Annotated in this window: 13 protein-coding genes; 6 read left to right on the forward strand and 7 right to left on the reverse strand. The window is 46.1% G+C overall.

The features are described 5' to 3' along the window. Positions 1-15: 15 nt before the first annotated feature. Together MHN00_RS04660 and MHN00_RS04665 are read right to left on the reverse strand one after the other, a co-directional pair. On the reverse strand, positions 16-1,719 hold the full coding sequence (locus MHN00_RS04660) for a protein adenylyltransferase SelO family protein (RefSeq protein ID WP_239300454.1): 1,704 nt from the start codon (positions 1,717-1,719) through the stop codon (positions 16-18). Between the two features lie 113 nt (positions 1,720-1,832). Next, positions 1,833-2,390, reverse strand: a complete 558-nt coding sequence (locus tag MHN00_RS04665) for a DUF1439 domain-containing protein (RefSeq protein ID WP_239300456.1) — start codon at positions 2,388-2,390, stop codon at positions 1,833-1,835. 229 nt (positions 2,391-2,619) lie between these two features. Here MHN00_RS04665 and MHN00_RS04670 point away from each other — a divergent pair, with 229 nt between their 5' ends. After that, a complete protein-coding gene (locus tag MHN00_RS04670; protein ID WP_239300458.1) occupies positions 2,620-2,910 on the forward strand; it encodes a hypothetical protein in 291 nt (96 codons plus the stop codon). Between the two features lie 65 nt (positions 2,911-2,975). Here the strand turns inward: MHN00_RS04670 and MHN00_RS04675 are convergent, their stop codons facing one another. After that, positions 2,976-3,782: a GIY-YIG nuclease family protein gene (locus MHN00_RS04675; RefSeq protein WP_101565791.1), complete on the reverse strand. Its 807-nt coding sequence runs from the start codon at positions 3,780-3,782 to the stop codon at positions 2,976-2,978. Positions 3,783-4,022: 240 nt separating this feature from the next. Here MHN00_RS04675 and MHN00_RS04680 point away from each other — a divergent pair, with 240 nt between their 5' ends. Continuing rightward, the gene (locus MHN00_RS04680; protein WP_239300459.1) at positions 4,023-7,178 is read left to right on the forward strand and encodes a glycosyl hydrolase; all 3,156 of its coding nucleotides are present in this window, start codon (positions 4,023-4,025) and stop codon (positions 7,176-7,178) included. Between the two features lie 72 nt (positions 7,179-7,250). On the opposite strand, the gene MHN00_RS04685 is transcribed toward MHN00_RS04680, so the two are convergent. From MHN00_RS04685 to MHN00_RS04695, 3 genes are read right to left on the reverse strand one after another with little or no spacing between them, the layout of a single operon-like run. Further along, a complete protein-coding gene (locus MHN00_RS04685; protein ID WP_239300461.1) occupies positions 7,251-8,267 on the reverse strand; it encodes an ester cyclase in 1,017 nt (338 codons plus the stop codon). Positions 8,268-8,278: 11 nt separating this feature from the next. After that, positions 8,279-9,283, reverse strand: coding sequence for a cupin domain-containing protein (locus MHN00_RS04690; RefSeq protein ID WP_239300463.1), 1,005 nt, complete (start codon positions 9,281-9,283; stop codon positions 8,279-8,281). A gap of 15 nt (positions 9,284-9,298) precedes the next feature. After that, the gene (locus tag MHN00_RS04695) at positions 9,299-10,039 is read right to left on the reverse strand and encodes an SDR family NAD(P)-dependent oxidoreductase (protein ID WP_075176755.1); all 741 of its coding nucleotides are present in this window, start codon (positions 10,037-10,039) and stop codon (positions 9,299-9,301) included. A 120-nt stretch (positions 10,040-10,159) separates the two neighbouring features. Here MHN00_RS04695 and hisD point away from each other — a divergent pair, with 120 nt between their 5' ends. From hisD to MHN00_RS04715, 4 genes are read left to right on the forward strand one after another with little or no spacing between them, the layout of a single operon-like run. Continuing rightward, positions 10,160-11,437, forward strand: a complete 1,278-nt coding sequence (gene hisD / locus MHN00_RS04700) for a histidinol dehydrogenase (RefSeq protein WP_239300465.1) — start codon at positions 10,160-10,162, stop codon at positions 11,435-11,437. Then, the gene (locus tag MHN00_RS04705; protein WP_014950649.1) at positions 11,438-12,460 is read left to right on the forward strand and encodes a LacI family DNA-binding transcriptional regulator; all 1,023 of its coding nucleotides are present in this window, start codon (positions 11,438-11,440) and stop codon (positions 12,458-12,460) included. Continuing rightward, a complete protein-coding gene (locus tag MHN00_RS04710) occupies positions 12,453-13,160 on the forward strand; it encodes an alpha/beta hydrolase (protein WP_239300467.1) in 708 nt (235 codons plus the stop codon). Before MHN00_RS04705 ends, MHN00_RS04710 begins: the two co-directional genes overlap by 8 nt. Continuing rightward, a complete protein-coding gene (locus tag MHN00_RS04715; RefSeq protein WP_239300469.1) occupies positions 13,153-13,899 on the forward strand; it encodes an aldolase/citrate lyase family protein in 747 nt (248 codons plus the stop codon). Before MHN00_RS04710 ends, MHN00_RS04715 begins: the two co-directional genes overlap by 8 nt. 375 nt (positions 13,900-14,274) lie before the next feature. Here the strand turns inward: MHN00_RS04715 and MHN00_RS04720 are convergent, their stop codons facing one another. Beyond that, positions 14,275-14,748 (reverse strand): (2Fe-2S)-binding protein, encoded by a 474-nt coding sequence (locus tag MHN00_RS04720; RefSeq protein ID WP_014950646.1) that lies wholly within the window; start codon positions 14,746-14,748, stop codon positions 14,275-14,277. Between the last annotated feature and the right edge of the window lie 3 nt (positions 14,749-14,751).

The raw sequence follows: 14,751 nt of genomic DNA on the forward strand, positions 1-14,751 counted from the left end.
TTTTTCAAAGTGCTATTACGAAGAGCAGCTGTAGTGCGCGACTCCGCCAGCACTGAAAAATTCAAGTGGGCGCAGCTGGTAGTACTTATTCTCTACCTCTATTGATTGCTCATCATAAGGCGCAGTAAGTATCTTCTGAAGTTCGTGAATTGGCGTAAAGTCACCTTTCTCTGCGGCTTTATAAGCAGGCACAATTAACCATTCGCGCCATGTGAATTTAGGGTTTGCTTTGCGCATATTCTCTGCGGTAGCAGCAATAGCGTTTGTAACATCACCTTGTGCTTCGGCGTCCTTTTCAATGCGCTCACGCCACGTTTGTAGCCATGCTTCCCATTCTGTCATGATCTCTGCTTTAGGCGGGTAGTAAAAGCTTTTCGTCAAGCTCGCCATATCTTCAGGCATTGACGATAGCTCTCGGAAAAACAGATTGTAGTCCACGCCTGTGCGCAGCATTAATTGCAGCAGCTTAATCAGCAAGTCGTGGTTGTAGCTGGCAATGCCAAGCTTTGTTGCCCACATACTCTCCATGGCGCGTTCCATCACGCCAGAAAAACCGTCGTTGATCTCGTTAAGCTTAGAGAGCTGTTCACTGTTGCCTTCAAGTAGCGGCATCAGTGAGCGACAGAACATATCAAAGTTCTTTTGCGCAGCAATGGGCTGGTTTAAAAACGAGAAGTGACGACCGCCGCCTGTCCAAGGTTGGTAGTCTGCTTCAAAAAATTCACAAAAGCCGAATGGTCCATAATCCAGCGTAAAGCCTCCTGCGGCGCAGTTATCGCTATTAAAATTGCCCTGGCAATAACCGACGCGAACCCAACCAGAAACAAGACGCGTTAGCCGGTCTCGAAATAGTGCAGCCAGCGTTACCACTTGCTCTTCAAACAACGTGGTTGTGTCAATTTCACTTGAGTACTCTCGCTCAATAAGGTGCTTAACAATGGCTTCTAGTTCGTTTAACGCTTCGCTGTGTTCGTTACAGCGAGCTCGCCTAGCAAAAAGCTCTATTTGGCCTACGCGCAAAAAGGAGGGCGCCACGCGGGTAGAAATAGCCGTTATATTTTCTACCATCACTTCAGGTTCATAGGAATGAGACCCTTCGCGATACCACGGCCTGTCTACCGTGTCTGATTCAGACATAAACAAGCTCAGCGAACGTGAGGTCGGAATGCCAAGCGCATGCATGTGTTCTTGCACTAAAAATTCGCGCACGCTTGAGCGCAATACGGCGCGCCCGTCTGCGCCGCGACAATAAGGCGTGCGACCCGCACCTTTTAACTGCATTTCCCAACGCTTGCCGTTTAATACTGCTTCAACGATAGAAATTGCTCTGCCGTCGCCGTAGCCGTTACCTGTTCTAAACGGGCACTGCTGTGTGTACTCCGTACCGTAAATTGAAAGTGCGTAGCCGGTTGCCCAACCGAAGGGGGTCATTGGTGCAGGTACATCCGACATGTCCCCTGAGAACAGCTGGGTGAAATCTTTAGATGTTGCCAAGCTATCGTCTAAGCCTAATTCGGCAAACAGCGTTTCGCTATGAGCAACGTACGTCGGTGCAGTTAATGGGGTCGGAGTAACTGGCACATAGTGACCTGAGAACACTTGGCGTGGGTCATGGTCGTCACCATCGCACGTCGACTGCGGGTCTGGGGTAAGGGTATTCAGCAAAGAGTAATCTACGTGCTTTGCGAATTCATCTAGTGTTTTGATACGTTCTGTCACTATGCCTGCCTATTTCACTGAATGGGAAAATCTGTTTGCGAGCATCGAGGCTCAGGTTACTTTTGCACCTTTTACCATTAACAATCTCGACACATCATACGTTTTTTCAATGATTATTGTTTAGGTCGAAGTGCAAGCTGCCCTTGCTCTACAGTTAGCTGTAAAGGTACCGTTGAAAGCATGCTTACCGCTTTGTTCGCAGGATCTAGGCGATAAACAGGGTTATTGGCTAAATAGCCGTTGATGAGCTGCATGAATTCGCCACTTACAGGGGCTAAATTACCCTTAAAGCCGCCAGCATCAATTGTGCTATCAAGTAGAGACAATGAGCGCACAAAAATCGCTTTTTCTTCACTGTCGTAATAAGGCGTGCCTTCCAAAGCAAGACTTACTTTTGCAGGGTAGTTCAACCCAAATGCACTAATACGCGCCGTGGCAATAGCGCCTAGCTGAACCACGTCTCTGCCATCTGGGCCTATGGTTGCTGTCATATCTTCCACGTCTAAATAAAGAGGAATACCAGCAAGTGACGTTTGCTTTTGCAGCTTACTCACTTGGCTATCAAGTACTTGTTCTAACTCGGCATTAGATACAGTGTAAACCGCCAGTTGAGAGAGAGTAGCGCAACCTGCAAGAATGGTAGCGAGGGCAATGGAAAGTAGAATTCTCATAAAAAAGTCTCTTTTAGCAATGAGTTGTCGAATTACACCGTGCGAGCCAGAAACACTGGCGCTGCAACAACGAAGTGCCTCTATTGTACGGGCTGAGGAAAGGGATGAACAATGAAATCGTTAACTCGCTAAGACAACGGCTTATTCAGGCAGCCCAGTTCTTTGTTTAATCTGCGTATTGATGACAAAGAAACATTTAGTCTGGTAAGAATGAGTTGAAGGAAGCACCATGAAAACACAACCGCATACGAATTCAGCTAACACTGTAGAGCCTAAACAACAAAGGGTAAGCAGCAGCGATGTTGACAAAGAAACGCTTCAATCAACAAAAGATGAATTGAATAAGTCAATGGTGCTAACAGAAAGCGAGGTAGAGACCTACTTAACGTGGTTAAGCGGTTTTCCTATGGAAAGCCGAGGAGAAGGCGTTTCAATTACCATCGAGTTCTTCCCCGGTTTTGGCGACCGAATTGTCGCTAGACTTTCCAATAGCGAGTGCGTGTTAAGGGATTATTTTTAAAGAGAAAGCAAAGAATTAGTTCAGGTCCATACAAATTAAACCTATGGACCTGGCTATTCAATCGCCTAACTATATTTCGTTTGAAGTTGTTCCATCATGAATGTTACGACATTGAAGATCTCATCAATATCATCAGCTCCTGGGCGTACCTCAATATCTTTTTTAATCCCAGCTCGCTCAAGATAATTCTGTAATCCAATGTAGCTGCCTACGCTCCCATTATTTATTTTTAGTGGGGCCATGGCCTCTGTAAAGCGCGCCTTCGATTCTTTATCTGTATTCGTACTTACGAATTCTGGGCTAATTGTTCTTCCCGCTAGTGGTAGCTTGAGTCTTATAGATACGTCCATCGAAGGATTATTTATCCATAAACCAGTGTCAGAAGGCGACTTACCGACAATCTCACTGACTGAATATTCAGTATCCTCAAGCAGAGGCTCGATATTTTCTTTGATTGACTCAAGCTTGGCTTCAATATTGTTTTTCACAAACTTTTCTTGCTGAGCTTTAGTGAACGAACCGTCATTGAGATTCGGCGTGTACTCCACGTCAATACCTGGAATGTTCTCGTAATCACCCATCGTACGTATTAACGCCGAGTAACGGCCATGCACTTTGTTCGTAAGGTTATCAAAGCCGTATACCCATTTAATGAGTACAGTTTCAACCGCATGGGCTTCGTTTTCAGTTGCGTAGCGCCCTACAATTCGTTTACCGAATCGGCTGTCCTTTTGTAAGGCTTTAATCTTTTCAGTTTTTTCACTCTCGATAGCATCATTTTCATGATGATCAATTCTAAAACCTTTGCCTTTTCCTACGTAGAAAACGTCATTGGTTTTTGTATCAAACAATATATAAACGTAATAGTCCATTTGAAGCTTCTTAATTATCTGCTTTTATTAGTCTTTTTCTATCTATAGCTCAGATAAGTAAGCCGCTCTATAAGACAATGTCCTATGCAGAATTTCCCTCATGGGAAATTGATTGTTTACATCACTATTTTTCATAAACAAGTGCTTTTTCTATACCAAAAACTTTTGCCATAACGCCCTCAACAACGCAGTATAAGAAATTCTTCTTATTAAAAATAAAAACACTACAAGGCACTTTCTATGGTTTCACAGAGACTGGTTTCTGGGAAAATGGTGGCTGCGCTTGCTATTTGCGTAAGCGCGCTTTCTAGTTTCTCGCATTCTGCATTCGCACTTGAAGATACCGTTAACCCTGAGCTTTTCGATAAAATGGAGTATCGATTTATTGGACCTTACCGCGGTGGGCGTTCGGTGGCGGTTACCGGGGTTGAAGGTAATACCAACCTTTATTTTATGGGCACCGCAGGTGGCGGTGTTTGGAAAACCGAAAACGCGGGTTTATCGTGGAAAGCCATATCCGACAAAACATTTAAAGTAGGTAGTATTGGCGCTATCGCGGTTGCTCCTTCAGATCCTAACGTTATTTACGTAGGGACTGGTGAAGGCCCTATTCGAGGCGTAACCACTAGCCACGGAAAAGGTGTTTATAAATCTACAGACGGCGGTGAAACCTGGAAGCTGGTGGGTTTAGATAAACGCGGTCAAATCCCCAAAATTCGTATACACCCCACCAATCCCGATATAGCTTGGGCTGCAGTACAGGGCAATATTTGGGGGCCTAATGAAGCGCGCGGTATATTCAAAACGATAGACGGCGGTGAAACATGGCAGCATGTGTTAAAAGTGAACGCCGATACCGGCGCCGCTGACTTAGCAATAGATCCATCTAACCCCAGAATTCTTTATGCCAGCATGTGGCATCACGGCAGAACGCCTTGGTTTATTAAATCGGGCGGTGAGGGCGGTGGCCTTTATAAGTCAACAGATGGCGGTGAAAGCTGGGAAAAATTAGAAAAAGGACTGCCTACGCTTATCGGTAAAGTCGGTGTAGATATTGCCGCGTCTAACCCGAAGCGCCTGTATGCTATTGTCGAGGCTGAAGAAGGCGGTGTATATCGCAGTGACGATGCGGGTAAGTCGTGGTCGCTAATGAACGGCGACAATATTCTTAAAGCTCGTGCGTGGTACTACAACCACATCAAAGTTGACCCAAACGACGAAAACACCCTTTATGTAATGAATGTGCAGTTGCACAAATCTATTGATGGCGGCAAAACCTTTGAGACGGTTTCGTTACCCCATGGCGATACCCACGATATGTGGATAAACCCTGAAAATAGCTTAAACATGATCAACGCTAATGACGGTGGCGCTACCGTTACCTTCGACGGCGGTGAATCCTGGTCAAGCATTTACAACCAGCCAACGGCGCAGTTTTACCGCGTTATTACCGACAACTTAAACCCTTACTATGTGTATGGCGGACAGCAAGATAATTCTACCATGGCAACGCCCTCTCAAACTTGGGGTGACGGCATGGGAATAGAAGATCAGTTTGCCGTGGGCGGTGGTGAAAGCGCGCATATTGCGTTTAACCCTGATGATCCAACACTGATTTACGCCACTACCATCAATGGAACGTTAACTGAGTACAACCGCGATACTGGGCTTACGCGGCCCATTATGCCTTACCCTGAATATGTGTTTGGCCGAAACGCACGTGATCAAAAGTATCGCACCAACTGGAATGCCCCAGTGGTAGTGTCAAAGCATGATCCCGACACCGTGTACTATGGCACGCAGATGATCTTAAAAACCACAGATCGCGGTGTGAACTGGCAAGAAATTAGCCCAGACTTAACCCGTAACGAGCCTGAAAAGCAAGGGCTGAATGGCGGGCCGATCACCAATGAACAAGCTGGCGCTGAATACTACAACACGGTTTTCTATATTGCCGAATCGGCAGTTAACAAAGGCGAGCTTTGGATTGGAGCCGATGACGGTAAGCTGCATATAACCCGTGATGAAGGCAAAAACTGGAAAGATATCACCCCTCATAAAAAGGAAGCGCAGGTCAATGCCATAGAACTTAGCCCTCACGCACAAGGCAGAGCTTACGTTGCGGTAGCAGGCTATAAATTAAATGATTACACGCCTTACATTTACAAAACCGACAACTACGGTAAGCGCTGGAAGCGTATTGACGAAGGCCTACCAGAGGACGCCTTTGTTCGTGTAGTGCGTGAAGACACAGAGCGCGAAGGTATGCTGTTTGCGGGCACAGAAAGCGGTATGTTTATTAGTTTCGACGACGGTAAACACTGGCAAGAATTAGACTTAAACCTTCCGCCTGTGGCGATCACCGATATGCAGGTTAAAGGTGATGATCTAGTCGTAGCGACCCAAGGGCGAGGCTTTTGGATATTAGACGACATAGCACCATTACGCGAAGTGCATAAGTCGCTAGATGGCGAAGCGCTGTTTCAATTTGAACCCGTAGATGGCATTCGCTTGCTATCTGGCGGTGGCATGACTGACCAGCCTCAAGCGAAAAACCCACCACGTGGCGCTACCTTCCGTTATTACCTGAAAGACGCGTTAGAAGAAGAGCAAACGCTACGCATTGATATATTTAATGCCGATAACGAGCTGGTTCGCACACTGTCATCTGCACCGGGTGCATTTGAGAAGTGCGCGAAGGGTAACGAAGACGTTCGCAGCCCTGTTAAATTTAAACACCCTGCAACAAAAGCGGGTTACAACGAATTTGTATGGGATCTTCGACGTGAGCCGTTGAACTGCATCGAGAATGTGAAACTGTTTGGTGGTTGGAACGGCGCCCGAGTTATGCCTGGAGACTACAAAGCGAAAATCACAGTGGGTGAACAGGCACAAACCCGCGCGTTTAAAGTACTTCCAGACCCAAGAGAAGAAGCAGATAAAGCGCAACTTCAAGTGGTTGAAAAGAGCATTCAGGCTACAGAAACTTTACTCAATGATTTGTTTGCTCACCTGCAAAAAGCCCGTGATGTTAGAGCGCAATTAAACGGTGTGTCTGAAGATAACGTAATGCTGGCAAGCGATGTGTCGGCTTCAATCGAGCGCATTGTTAGTGCAATCGACGACTGGGAAGCGCTGGTTATTCAGCCCAAACATCAAACTTTTGAAGATGACATTAACTGGCCGAATATGCTCGACAGACAAGTACGTTTCTTGATGGATAACTTTGACAGAACGGGCGCGCCTGCACAAGCTGGTGCACTAAAACGGTTGGAAGACTTAGAGTCAAAGTGGCAGCAGTACAAAGTGCAGCTAGAAACCTTGTTTGGTGAAGAAGTGAAGCCATTGAACCAAAAGCTCTCAAAGCAAGGCGCGTTTGATTTAGAGAGTTTATAGGATTGAGGTAACCATAAAAAAGCCCCGTATTACGTAGTAGTAATACGGGGCAAAAAGCATCTTTAACGGGAGTTATCGATACTTGTTACGGGTCAACTGTTTAACTCGGGCGAATACATCAACACCAAGTTGACGGTAAACGTGAAGTAAGTCTATTAGCACCCAGTTTTCGCGTATCATGCCGTTCTCATTGCGCCAAAAATCTAAACTACGCATGGTGATAGACTTATCGTTTGGCACGATACCAAGCCAGCCATCGCCTGAAATGGTCATGCTCATGCCAGGCCAGCCAGTGAACCCCACATAATTGTTTTCGGAGAACAAATGGCCGTTTGCGGGGTCGCCCACGCGGTTAGGCATACCGTTTAAAAACGCTTCCTGATGGGTATTGCGAAAGCCTTGAATACCGCGTCCGGTACCAATACCAGATGGGCCATACCAGTTTGATTTAGGATGCCAGTATTTGTCTAGGTTCATGGCAGCAACACCGCCTTCGGCGTATTTCCCTAAACTATTTAGCATATCAAGTACAAGCTGATGGCTCTGTGCGGTAAGCGACTTGTCTTCTTCAAGCAAGTGTATTCCGTCTTGGGTTGTTGGCCCCGGCACATGCCACTCGGTACCTAAGCTTGGACTAAACGGCCAGCACTTTGCTTGCATCATGACTTCAGGCAAGTCCCAAATGGCTTGAACTTCCACTATGGTGTCGCCTTCAAAACGATAGAACTCATGAAAGCGCATGTGAATTTGATCACCAGTCGCAGGGATGTCTAACCAGGGCTTTTCAAGACGCCCAGTGTAGTAACCACAGCAACCTAACCAGCGCAATTTTTTGTCGTCCTCGCCAACCATAATTATGGTATCGCGGCGCTCAAGATCGGGGACAGACTCCAGCAGTGGCGCATACACCTTATCTAGCATTTCGCGGTGGCCTGTCATGTCATCAAAAGGCACACAAAACTTAATGGCGGCATCCTGTGAAAAAAGGGTATCGCCCAGCGTTTTTAGCTTTTCGAGGTCAAAGTCGTACTGTGCTTCTCGAAAAGGAAGAAACGCTTTTTTCAGTGCTATATTTGAAAAAGTAGACATCGTATTTGCCTCTAATCAATAAATTCTGGGGCTTTGGCTGTGTCACCGCGTCGGGTCACATAAATTAATGCTACCTCATCACCTTGCTGCGCAAAACTGCGAGCTGCGCCAATAGGTGTGGTAAATGTATCTCCTTTATTAAGAATGAGCGCTTCGCCGTCAACAAGCATTTTGATGCTGCCTTCTTGCACATATACTACTTCTTCCTCGAAGCGTTTGTGCGCAGTAATAAAAGCACCCGGCTTGAATTTAAGGGCGCGAACGCAGAATCCATGAGACCAGTTTAGCTTTGTTTCACCAAGCTTTTCATCGGCACTTGCAGGGCCGATAAGCGGTGCTTCTAAAACGTCGGTTCCTTGGGTTAATGCCGTGTTGTTGCTAAACGGGAAATCAGCTAAACGCACCACGCACTGCTCTAACGCTTCATCATCAATTACGCGGTGTTGCGCTATTTGTTCTGCCGATGTTTTTGGCATAGGCGCAACGCCTTCAGGAATTTTTTGTCCCAGAGTAGTATCAACTAAACCACCGTTTTCGAGCAAGACAAGCCCGTAGTCGCTGGCCATATCAAAAACTTGAGGAGCCCAAAGTACACGACCTGGATCGTCTTGTCCCAATACTGCGTAAAGGTATCCCGTGCCGTCGCCTACATTTTCAAAACCGCGAAACAAATCCATAGGAATAGAAATAATATCGCCTTCTTCCATACGCACTACGGCATCGTTGCCTTCAACGCCAGTAGTAAAGTGCCAGCTACCTTGAGACACAACAAATACTTCTTCGGTTAGGTGGCTATGCTGCGAGTTAAGGCAGCCGGGAGGCTGACGAGCTCCGCCAATGTTAAAGCCGTGCGGAATAGCAATGTGAACGTGCTGGTCAGGGTTTTCGGCGACACCTGGACCAATTATGGTGAAGTTCTCTTTTTGATCACTGCCTGGCGAGCGCGTATCGATAAACGCGTTGCGGCATGGGATTAATTCTTCATAGCGGACTAAACGCTCGGATAATACTGACACAGTGATACCTCGTATTTAATGGGCGGTCCAACCGCCATCGACTTTAAGACAACTACCCGTGGTGGTCATAGACAATTCACTAAGTAGAAATATGCACGCGTTAGCAACGTCTTCGACGCTGCCTAAGCGTTGTAAGGGAATGTTGTTCATCACCATTTCAGCAAACGCTGGTTCTTGAAGCATCGGCTCAGTCATTGGTGTTTTAATAAATGTTGGCGCTACGCTATTGACGCGAATATTATTCGGCGCCAGTTCCACAGCCATGGCTTTCGTTAAGCCTTCAATTGCGTGTTTGCTTAAGCAATAAAGCGTGCGGCCAGGAGAGCCCACAAAGCCCATTTGTGATGACATGTGAACAATGGATGGAGCCTGACTTTTAAGCATTGGCGTAATAGCGGCCTGCGCAACTTTGTATGCAGAGCGAATATTTAAATTCAAAATATCGTCAATATTCTCATCGCTCTGTTCTTGCATCGGCGCAACGCGGTTCGTTCCGGCGTTATTGATTAACCCATGGAGGAGGGGAAGTGCTTGGATCTTTTCATAAAGCGCCTTATCTTGAACATCTCCCACCCAAAAGCTTAGCCTTTCTGAACTCTCATTCTTAAGCGCCACAAGGTCACTCTCGGTACGCGCCACAGCAATAACATTTGCACCACATATGTCAGCCAATAAAGCACACGCTTTACCAATGCCTTTACCCGCACCTGTAACCAAAATTGTCTTGTCTTTTAATAGGTCTTGAGAGAAAGCCACATGTCACCTCAAAATAATAATTGCATTCGAAGTCATTCTTATGTAATTTTTGGTGAAGATCAAGATAAATATTTGTTCGATTAATGTAACATCTCATTCACCTTTGTAGAGGAATAGACCGTGATCAAGTACTTGAAGCAAGGCAAGCAGGCTGAAGAAAAAGCAATTGATAATCAGAAAGTTAAAGAGATAGTTGAAAATATAATTAGCGATATTGAAAGACGTGGAGACGAAGCTGTTTCGCAATATTCTGGTCAGTTTGATAAATGGACTCCGGAGTCTTTTAGGTTGAGTCGTGAAGAAATTGACGCATGTTATGAGCAGTTAACCGAACAAGAGATTAGCGATATCAAATGGGCGCAGGAACAAGTTCGAAACTTTGCGACCATTCAGCGTGAGTCAATGAAAGACGTTGAAGTTGAAACGCTGCCCGGTGTAGTGCTTGGCCACAAAAATATTCCGGTAGATAGTGTGGGTTGTTATGTACCCGGTGGTAAGTATCCGCTGGTGGCTTCAGCACACATGAGCATTGTTACGGCAAAGGTGGCTGGTGTGAAACGGGTTATTGCTGCTACTCCTCCGTTTCAGGGTAAACCCGCACCAGCGGTAATTGTAGCCATGGACTTAGCCGGTGCTGATGAAATATATACCTTTGGTGGTGTACAGGCGATTGCCGCTATGGCTGTGGGCACTGATACTATTGAACCGGTAAGTATGATTGTTGGGCCGGGCAATGCCTTTGTGGCCGAAGCAAAACGCCAATTGTTCGGGCGCATCGGTATTGATCTTTTTGCGGGTCCAACAGAAACGTTAGTCATTGCTGACGACAGTGTTGATGGCGAATTATGTGCGGCGGATTTGCTAGGGCAGGCTGAGCATGGGCTTAATTCTCCGGCCGTGTTGCTTACCAACAGCGAGCAACTGGGTAAAGATACCATGGCCGAAGTAGAGCGCCAGTTAACTATTTTACCTACTGCAGATGTGGCCTCTGTCGCATGGCGAGATTACGGTGAAGTCATTGTATGCGACACCTATGATGAAATGTTAGAGGTCGCTAACGACCTAGCATTTGAGCACGTTCAAATTATGACGAAAGACGTGCCGTACTTTCAAAAGAACATGCGTAACTTCGGTGCACTGTTTTTAGGCCCTGAAACCAATGTGTCTTACGGCGACAAATGTATTGGTACAAACCACACTCTACCCACGAAGGGCGCAGGTCGTTATACTGGAGGTCTATGGGTTGGTAAATTCTTAAAAACCTGTACATACCAGCGTGTTACGGAAGAAGCCTCAGTGATGGTTGGCGAGTATTGTTCACGTTTATGTGCAATTGAAGGTTTTGCAGGTCACAAAGAACAGGCTGACATTCGATTACGTCGTTACGGAAAAAAATAATTGAATAAAAAAAATAGGGTGACGTCATATGACGTTGCCCATGCAGCAGGAGTCTCTCAGTCGGCAGTGTCGCGGGTATATCGCCCGGGCGTTAGCGTATCTAAGAAAACCCGTGAAAAAGTGCTAAAAGCCGCAGAGGAGTTAGGCTACAAACCTAACGCCATTGCACGCATGTTGATAAACCAAAGCACGGGCATGATTGCGGTAATTATTTCATCGCGAGCTAATGTGAACTTCCCCGAAGTATTGGCACAGCTAAATAAACACATCGCTGAGAAAAACAAGCGGGTGCTGTTATTTACACTTGATGACGCAGAGCAGCTAGAAACGGTTATTGAGCAAATATTAGCATACCAGGTCGACGGCGTAGTCGCGCTTACAGCGCACTTCGAACCCGACAGTGTCACGCAGTTTGCTAAACACAATATTCCAGTGGTGTTGTACAACCGTGAGCTTCCTGATCACAGTGTAAGCTCGGTATGTTGTAACCATGACCAAGGCCTTCGCATGTTGGTGGATATTCTAGTTAACCATCATCACCAGCACTTCTTAATTATGGCTGGCCCAAAAGATTCTGATGTGGCCCGCGCAAGGTTAAGTGGAGCAAGGAATGCCTTATTATCTCATGGGTTTACCGACACCAACGTGGTTTATGGCGACTACAGCTATGACTCGGCGAGAGAGTGCTTAAGTGCTTATGCCGAGAAAAATGCGCTTCCTACTGCAATTATTTGTGCCAACGACACAATGGCAATTGGTGCCATTGACGAAATACGGGAAAACCTGAATTTGCGGGTACCTGAAGATATTTCAGTTGTTGGGTTTGATGGTATCAGTGCTTCATCGTGGCACAGCTACCAGCTGACTACCGTAAGTCAGCCAACCTATTTTATGACAAAAGCAGCAGTAGAAACCCTGGTTAACTTAATTGAGAGCCCTGATATACCGCCAGAGACACGTTACTGGCCGGGCAAGCTCATTGAAGGAAACTCAGTGGCCGCTGCGCCAAGAGATAATGAGTAAACTATTATTTATACCCGGAACCCTTTGTAACGGAAACGTTTTTACCAGCCAAATAACGACCTTAACCAATGCTGGTCATCAGTGCATTACCTTAGAGTATGACCAGCATGACAACCTGAGCGATGTTGCCAGTCACGCGTTACGCCTTTTTGATGAAGGCGAGCCATTCAGCATTTGCGCCTTTTCAATGGGCGGTATGGTGGCGTTTGAACTTTTAGCGCGCGTTCCCGAGCGAATTGAAAAAATAGCATTGCTAGACAGCAATGCACATGCAGACAAACCCCAAGGGCGATCAGCCAGAAGCGAGCATCTAAACTATGCCGTTTCGCATGGTTTAGACACGCTTATTCACGATCAGTTTAGCAATGTATATCTACATAAACCCAATGAAGCATTAATGAAACTAATTGCTCAGATGGCGCAGGATACGGGAATTGAGCGTTATAAAGCCCAGCTCGAAATTCTTGCAACACGCCCGGACGCTAGCGAACTGTTAGCTAATTGCGCACATCCAATACTGATAATTGGCGGTTGCAATGATGTGCTTTGCCCGCCGTCAGAACAGCAAAGAATGCATAACCTGGCGGCAAATAGCGAATTGGTTCTGGTTGAAGAAGCGGGTCATTTTGCAATGCTTGAGCAAAGCGCACAAGTGAACCTGCATTTGTATAATTTTTTCGGAGGTGCAGCACATGCTTAAACAAGCGCTTAAAAACAAGCAAAGCCTTTTGGGTACGTTCATAAAAACGCCCCATTACAATGTAATTGAAGTATTGGCGCACGCTAGCATGGATGTATTGTGTTTAGATGCTGAGCATGCACCATTTTCAAGACAGGATTTAGACACCTGCATTCTTGCGGCAAGGGCAGGGAACATGCCTGTTCTAGTAAGAACACCAAACGATGCCCCAGAAACACTGCTAAATGTGCTGGATATGGGCGCAGACGGTGTGGTTGTGCCACATGTGAAAACGGCGGAACAGTTAAGTGCTATCGTCAGACATTGCCACTACGGTGCAGGCGGAAGAGGCTATGCAGGTTCAAGCCGATTTGCAGGCTACACAACAAAGCCACTGAGTGAAAATTTAGAGGCGGGCAAAAACGTTAGTATTATTGCCCAGCTTGAAGATTTAGACGCAATTGACAACATAGAAGCCATTGCACACGTTGACGGTGTCGATTGCTTGTTTATAGGTCGAATGGATTTAACCGTAGCACTTGGCGAAACCAGTGCAGACGCCCCAAAAGTTAAACAAGCGGTTGAGCACTTAGTTGAAGTAAGCCACAGGGCAGGAAAGGCTACGGGTATGTTCGTGGGTAATTTAGAAGAGCTGGCCTACTGGAAAGAAAAAGGTGTTTCTCTATTCTTATTAGGTTCTGACCACGGTTTTATGTTAAGTGGCGCCAAAGCACTGCGCGAGACGTTTGATAAGGCGTAAAAAGACGGAGTTGTACTTTTTTGTTTTGATTGGGGCAGCCTTTTGGCTGCTTTTTTAATGAACGTTGCGATTTTTTGTGTGGCTCTTGTCTCAATGCTATCGGTAAAGGTGCAGTGATAGATACTTGGCTGTCTTTGAAGTGCCTATGATTTGATGGAGTGAATACTCTAGTCCCTGTTTTCTATTTGTAAGTATTTGAATGGCAGGTGTGTTCGTAGAGCAGCCCTCCAATTAGAAGCAGGTGAAATTCCTGCAATTCGCTTTAAGCAGCCTATAAGACTGCCAACCCTATAGGCGAAATACTCAGATTAGATCTGAGCTTATATAAATTAAGGTGTTCTTCTCAGACCAACCCATTTCCCCAAAATTAGCCTCTTATGTCGTCTGCTGAATCAAAGCTGCAGCATGTTTAATGGCTTTTCGAATCCTATGATAGGTACCACAGCGGCAGATGTTGTCGCTCATAGCATCATCAATGTCATCATCGTTGGGATTGGGATTAGACTCCAAGAGTTTGACGGCGGTTAAAATTTGTCCCGCCTGACAAAACCCACACTGAGCGACATCTTCGTTTATCCATGCTTCTTGCACCGGATGCAGAATATCATCGACCGCAAGTCCTTCAATAGTGGTTAGCGATGCACCCTCCACTTCTTCCATCGGAACAATGCATGGGCGGGCTAGTTCCCCGTCTTTAAAGATAGTGCAAGCGCCACACACCCCAACACCGCAACCATATTTTGGGCCAGTAATACCAAGTCGATCACGCAAGAGATACAGAAGCTCATCATCGTTTTCAGCGTCGATAGAAACCGGGTTATTGTTAACGTTAAATGTAATTTGTGGCATGAA

The sequence above is a fragment of the Alteromonas sp. Cnat2-8 genome (assembly GCF_022348355.1).
Classification (GTDB): domain Bacteria; phylum Pseudomonadota; class Gammaproteobacteria; order Enterobacterales; family Alteromonadaceae; genus Alteromonas; species Alteromonas macleodii.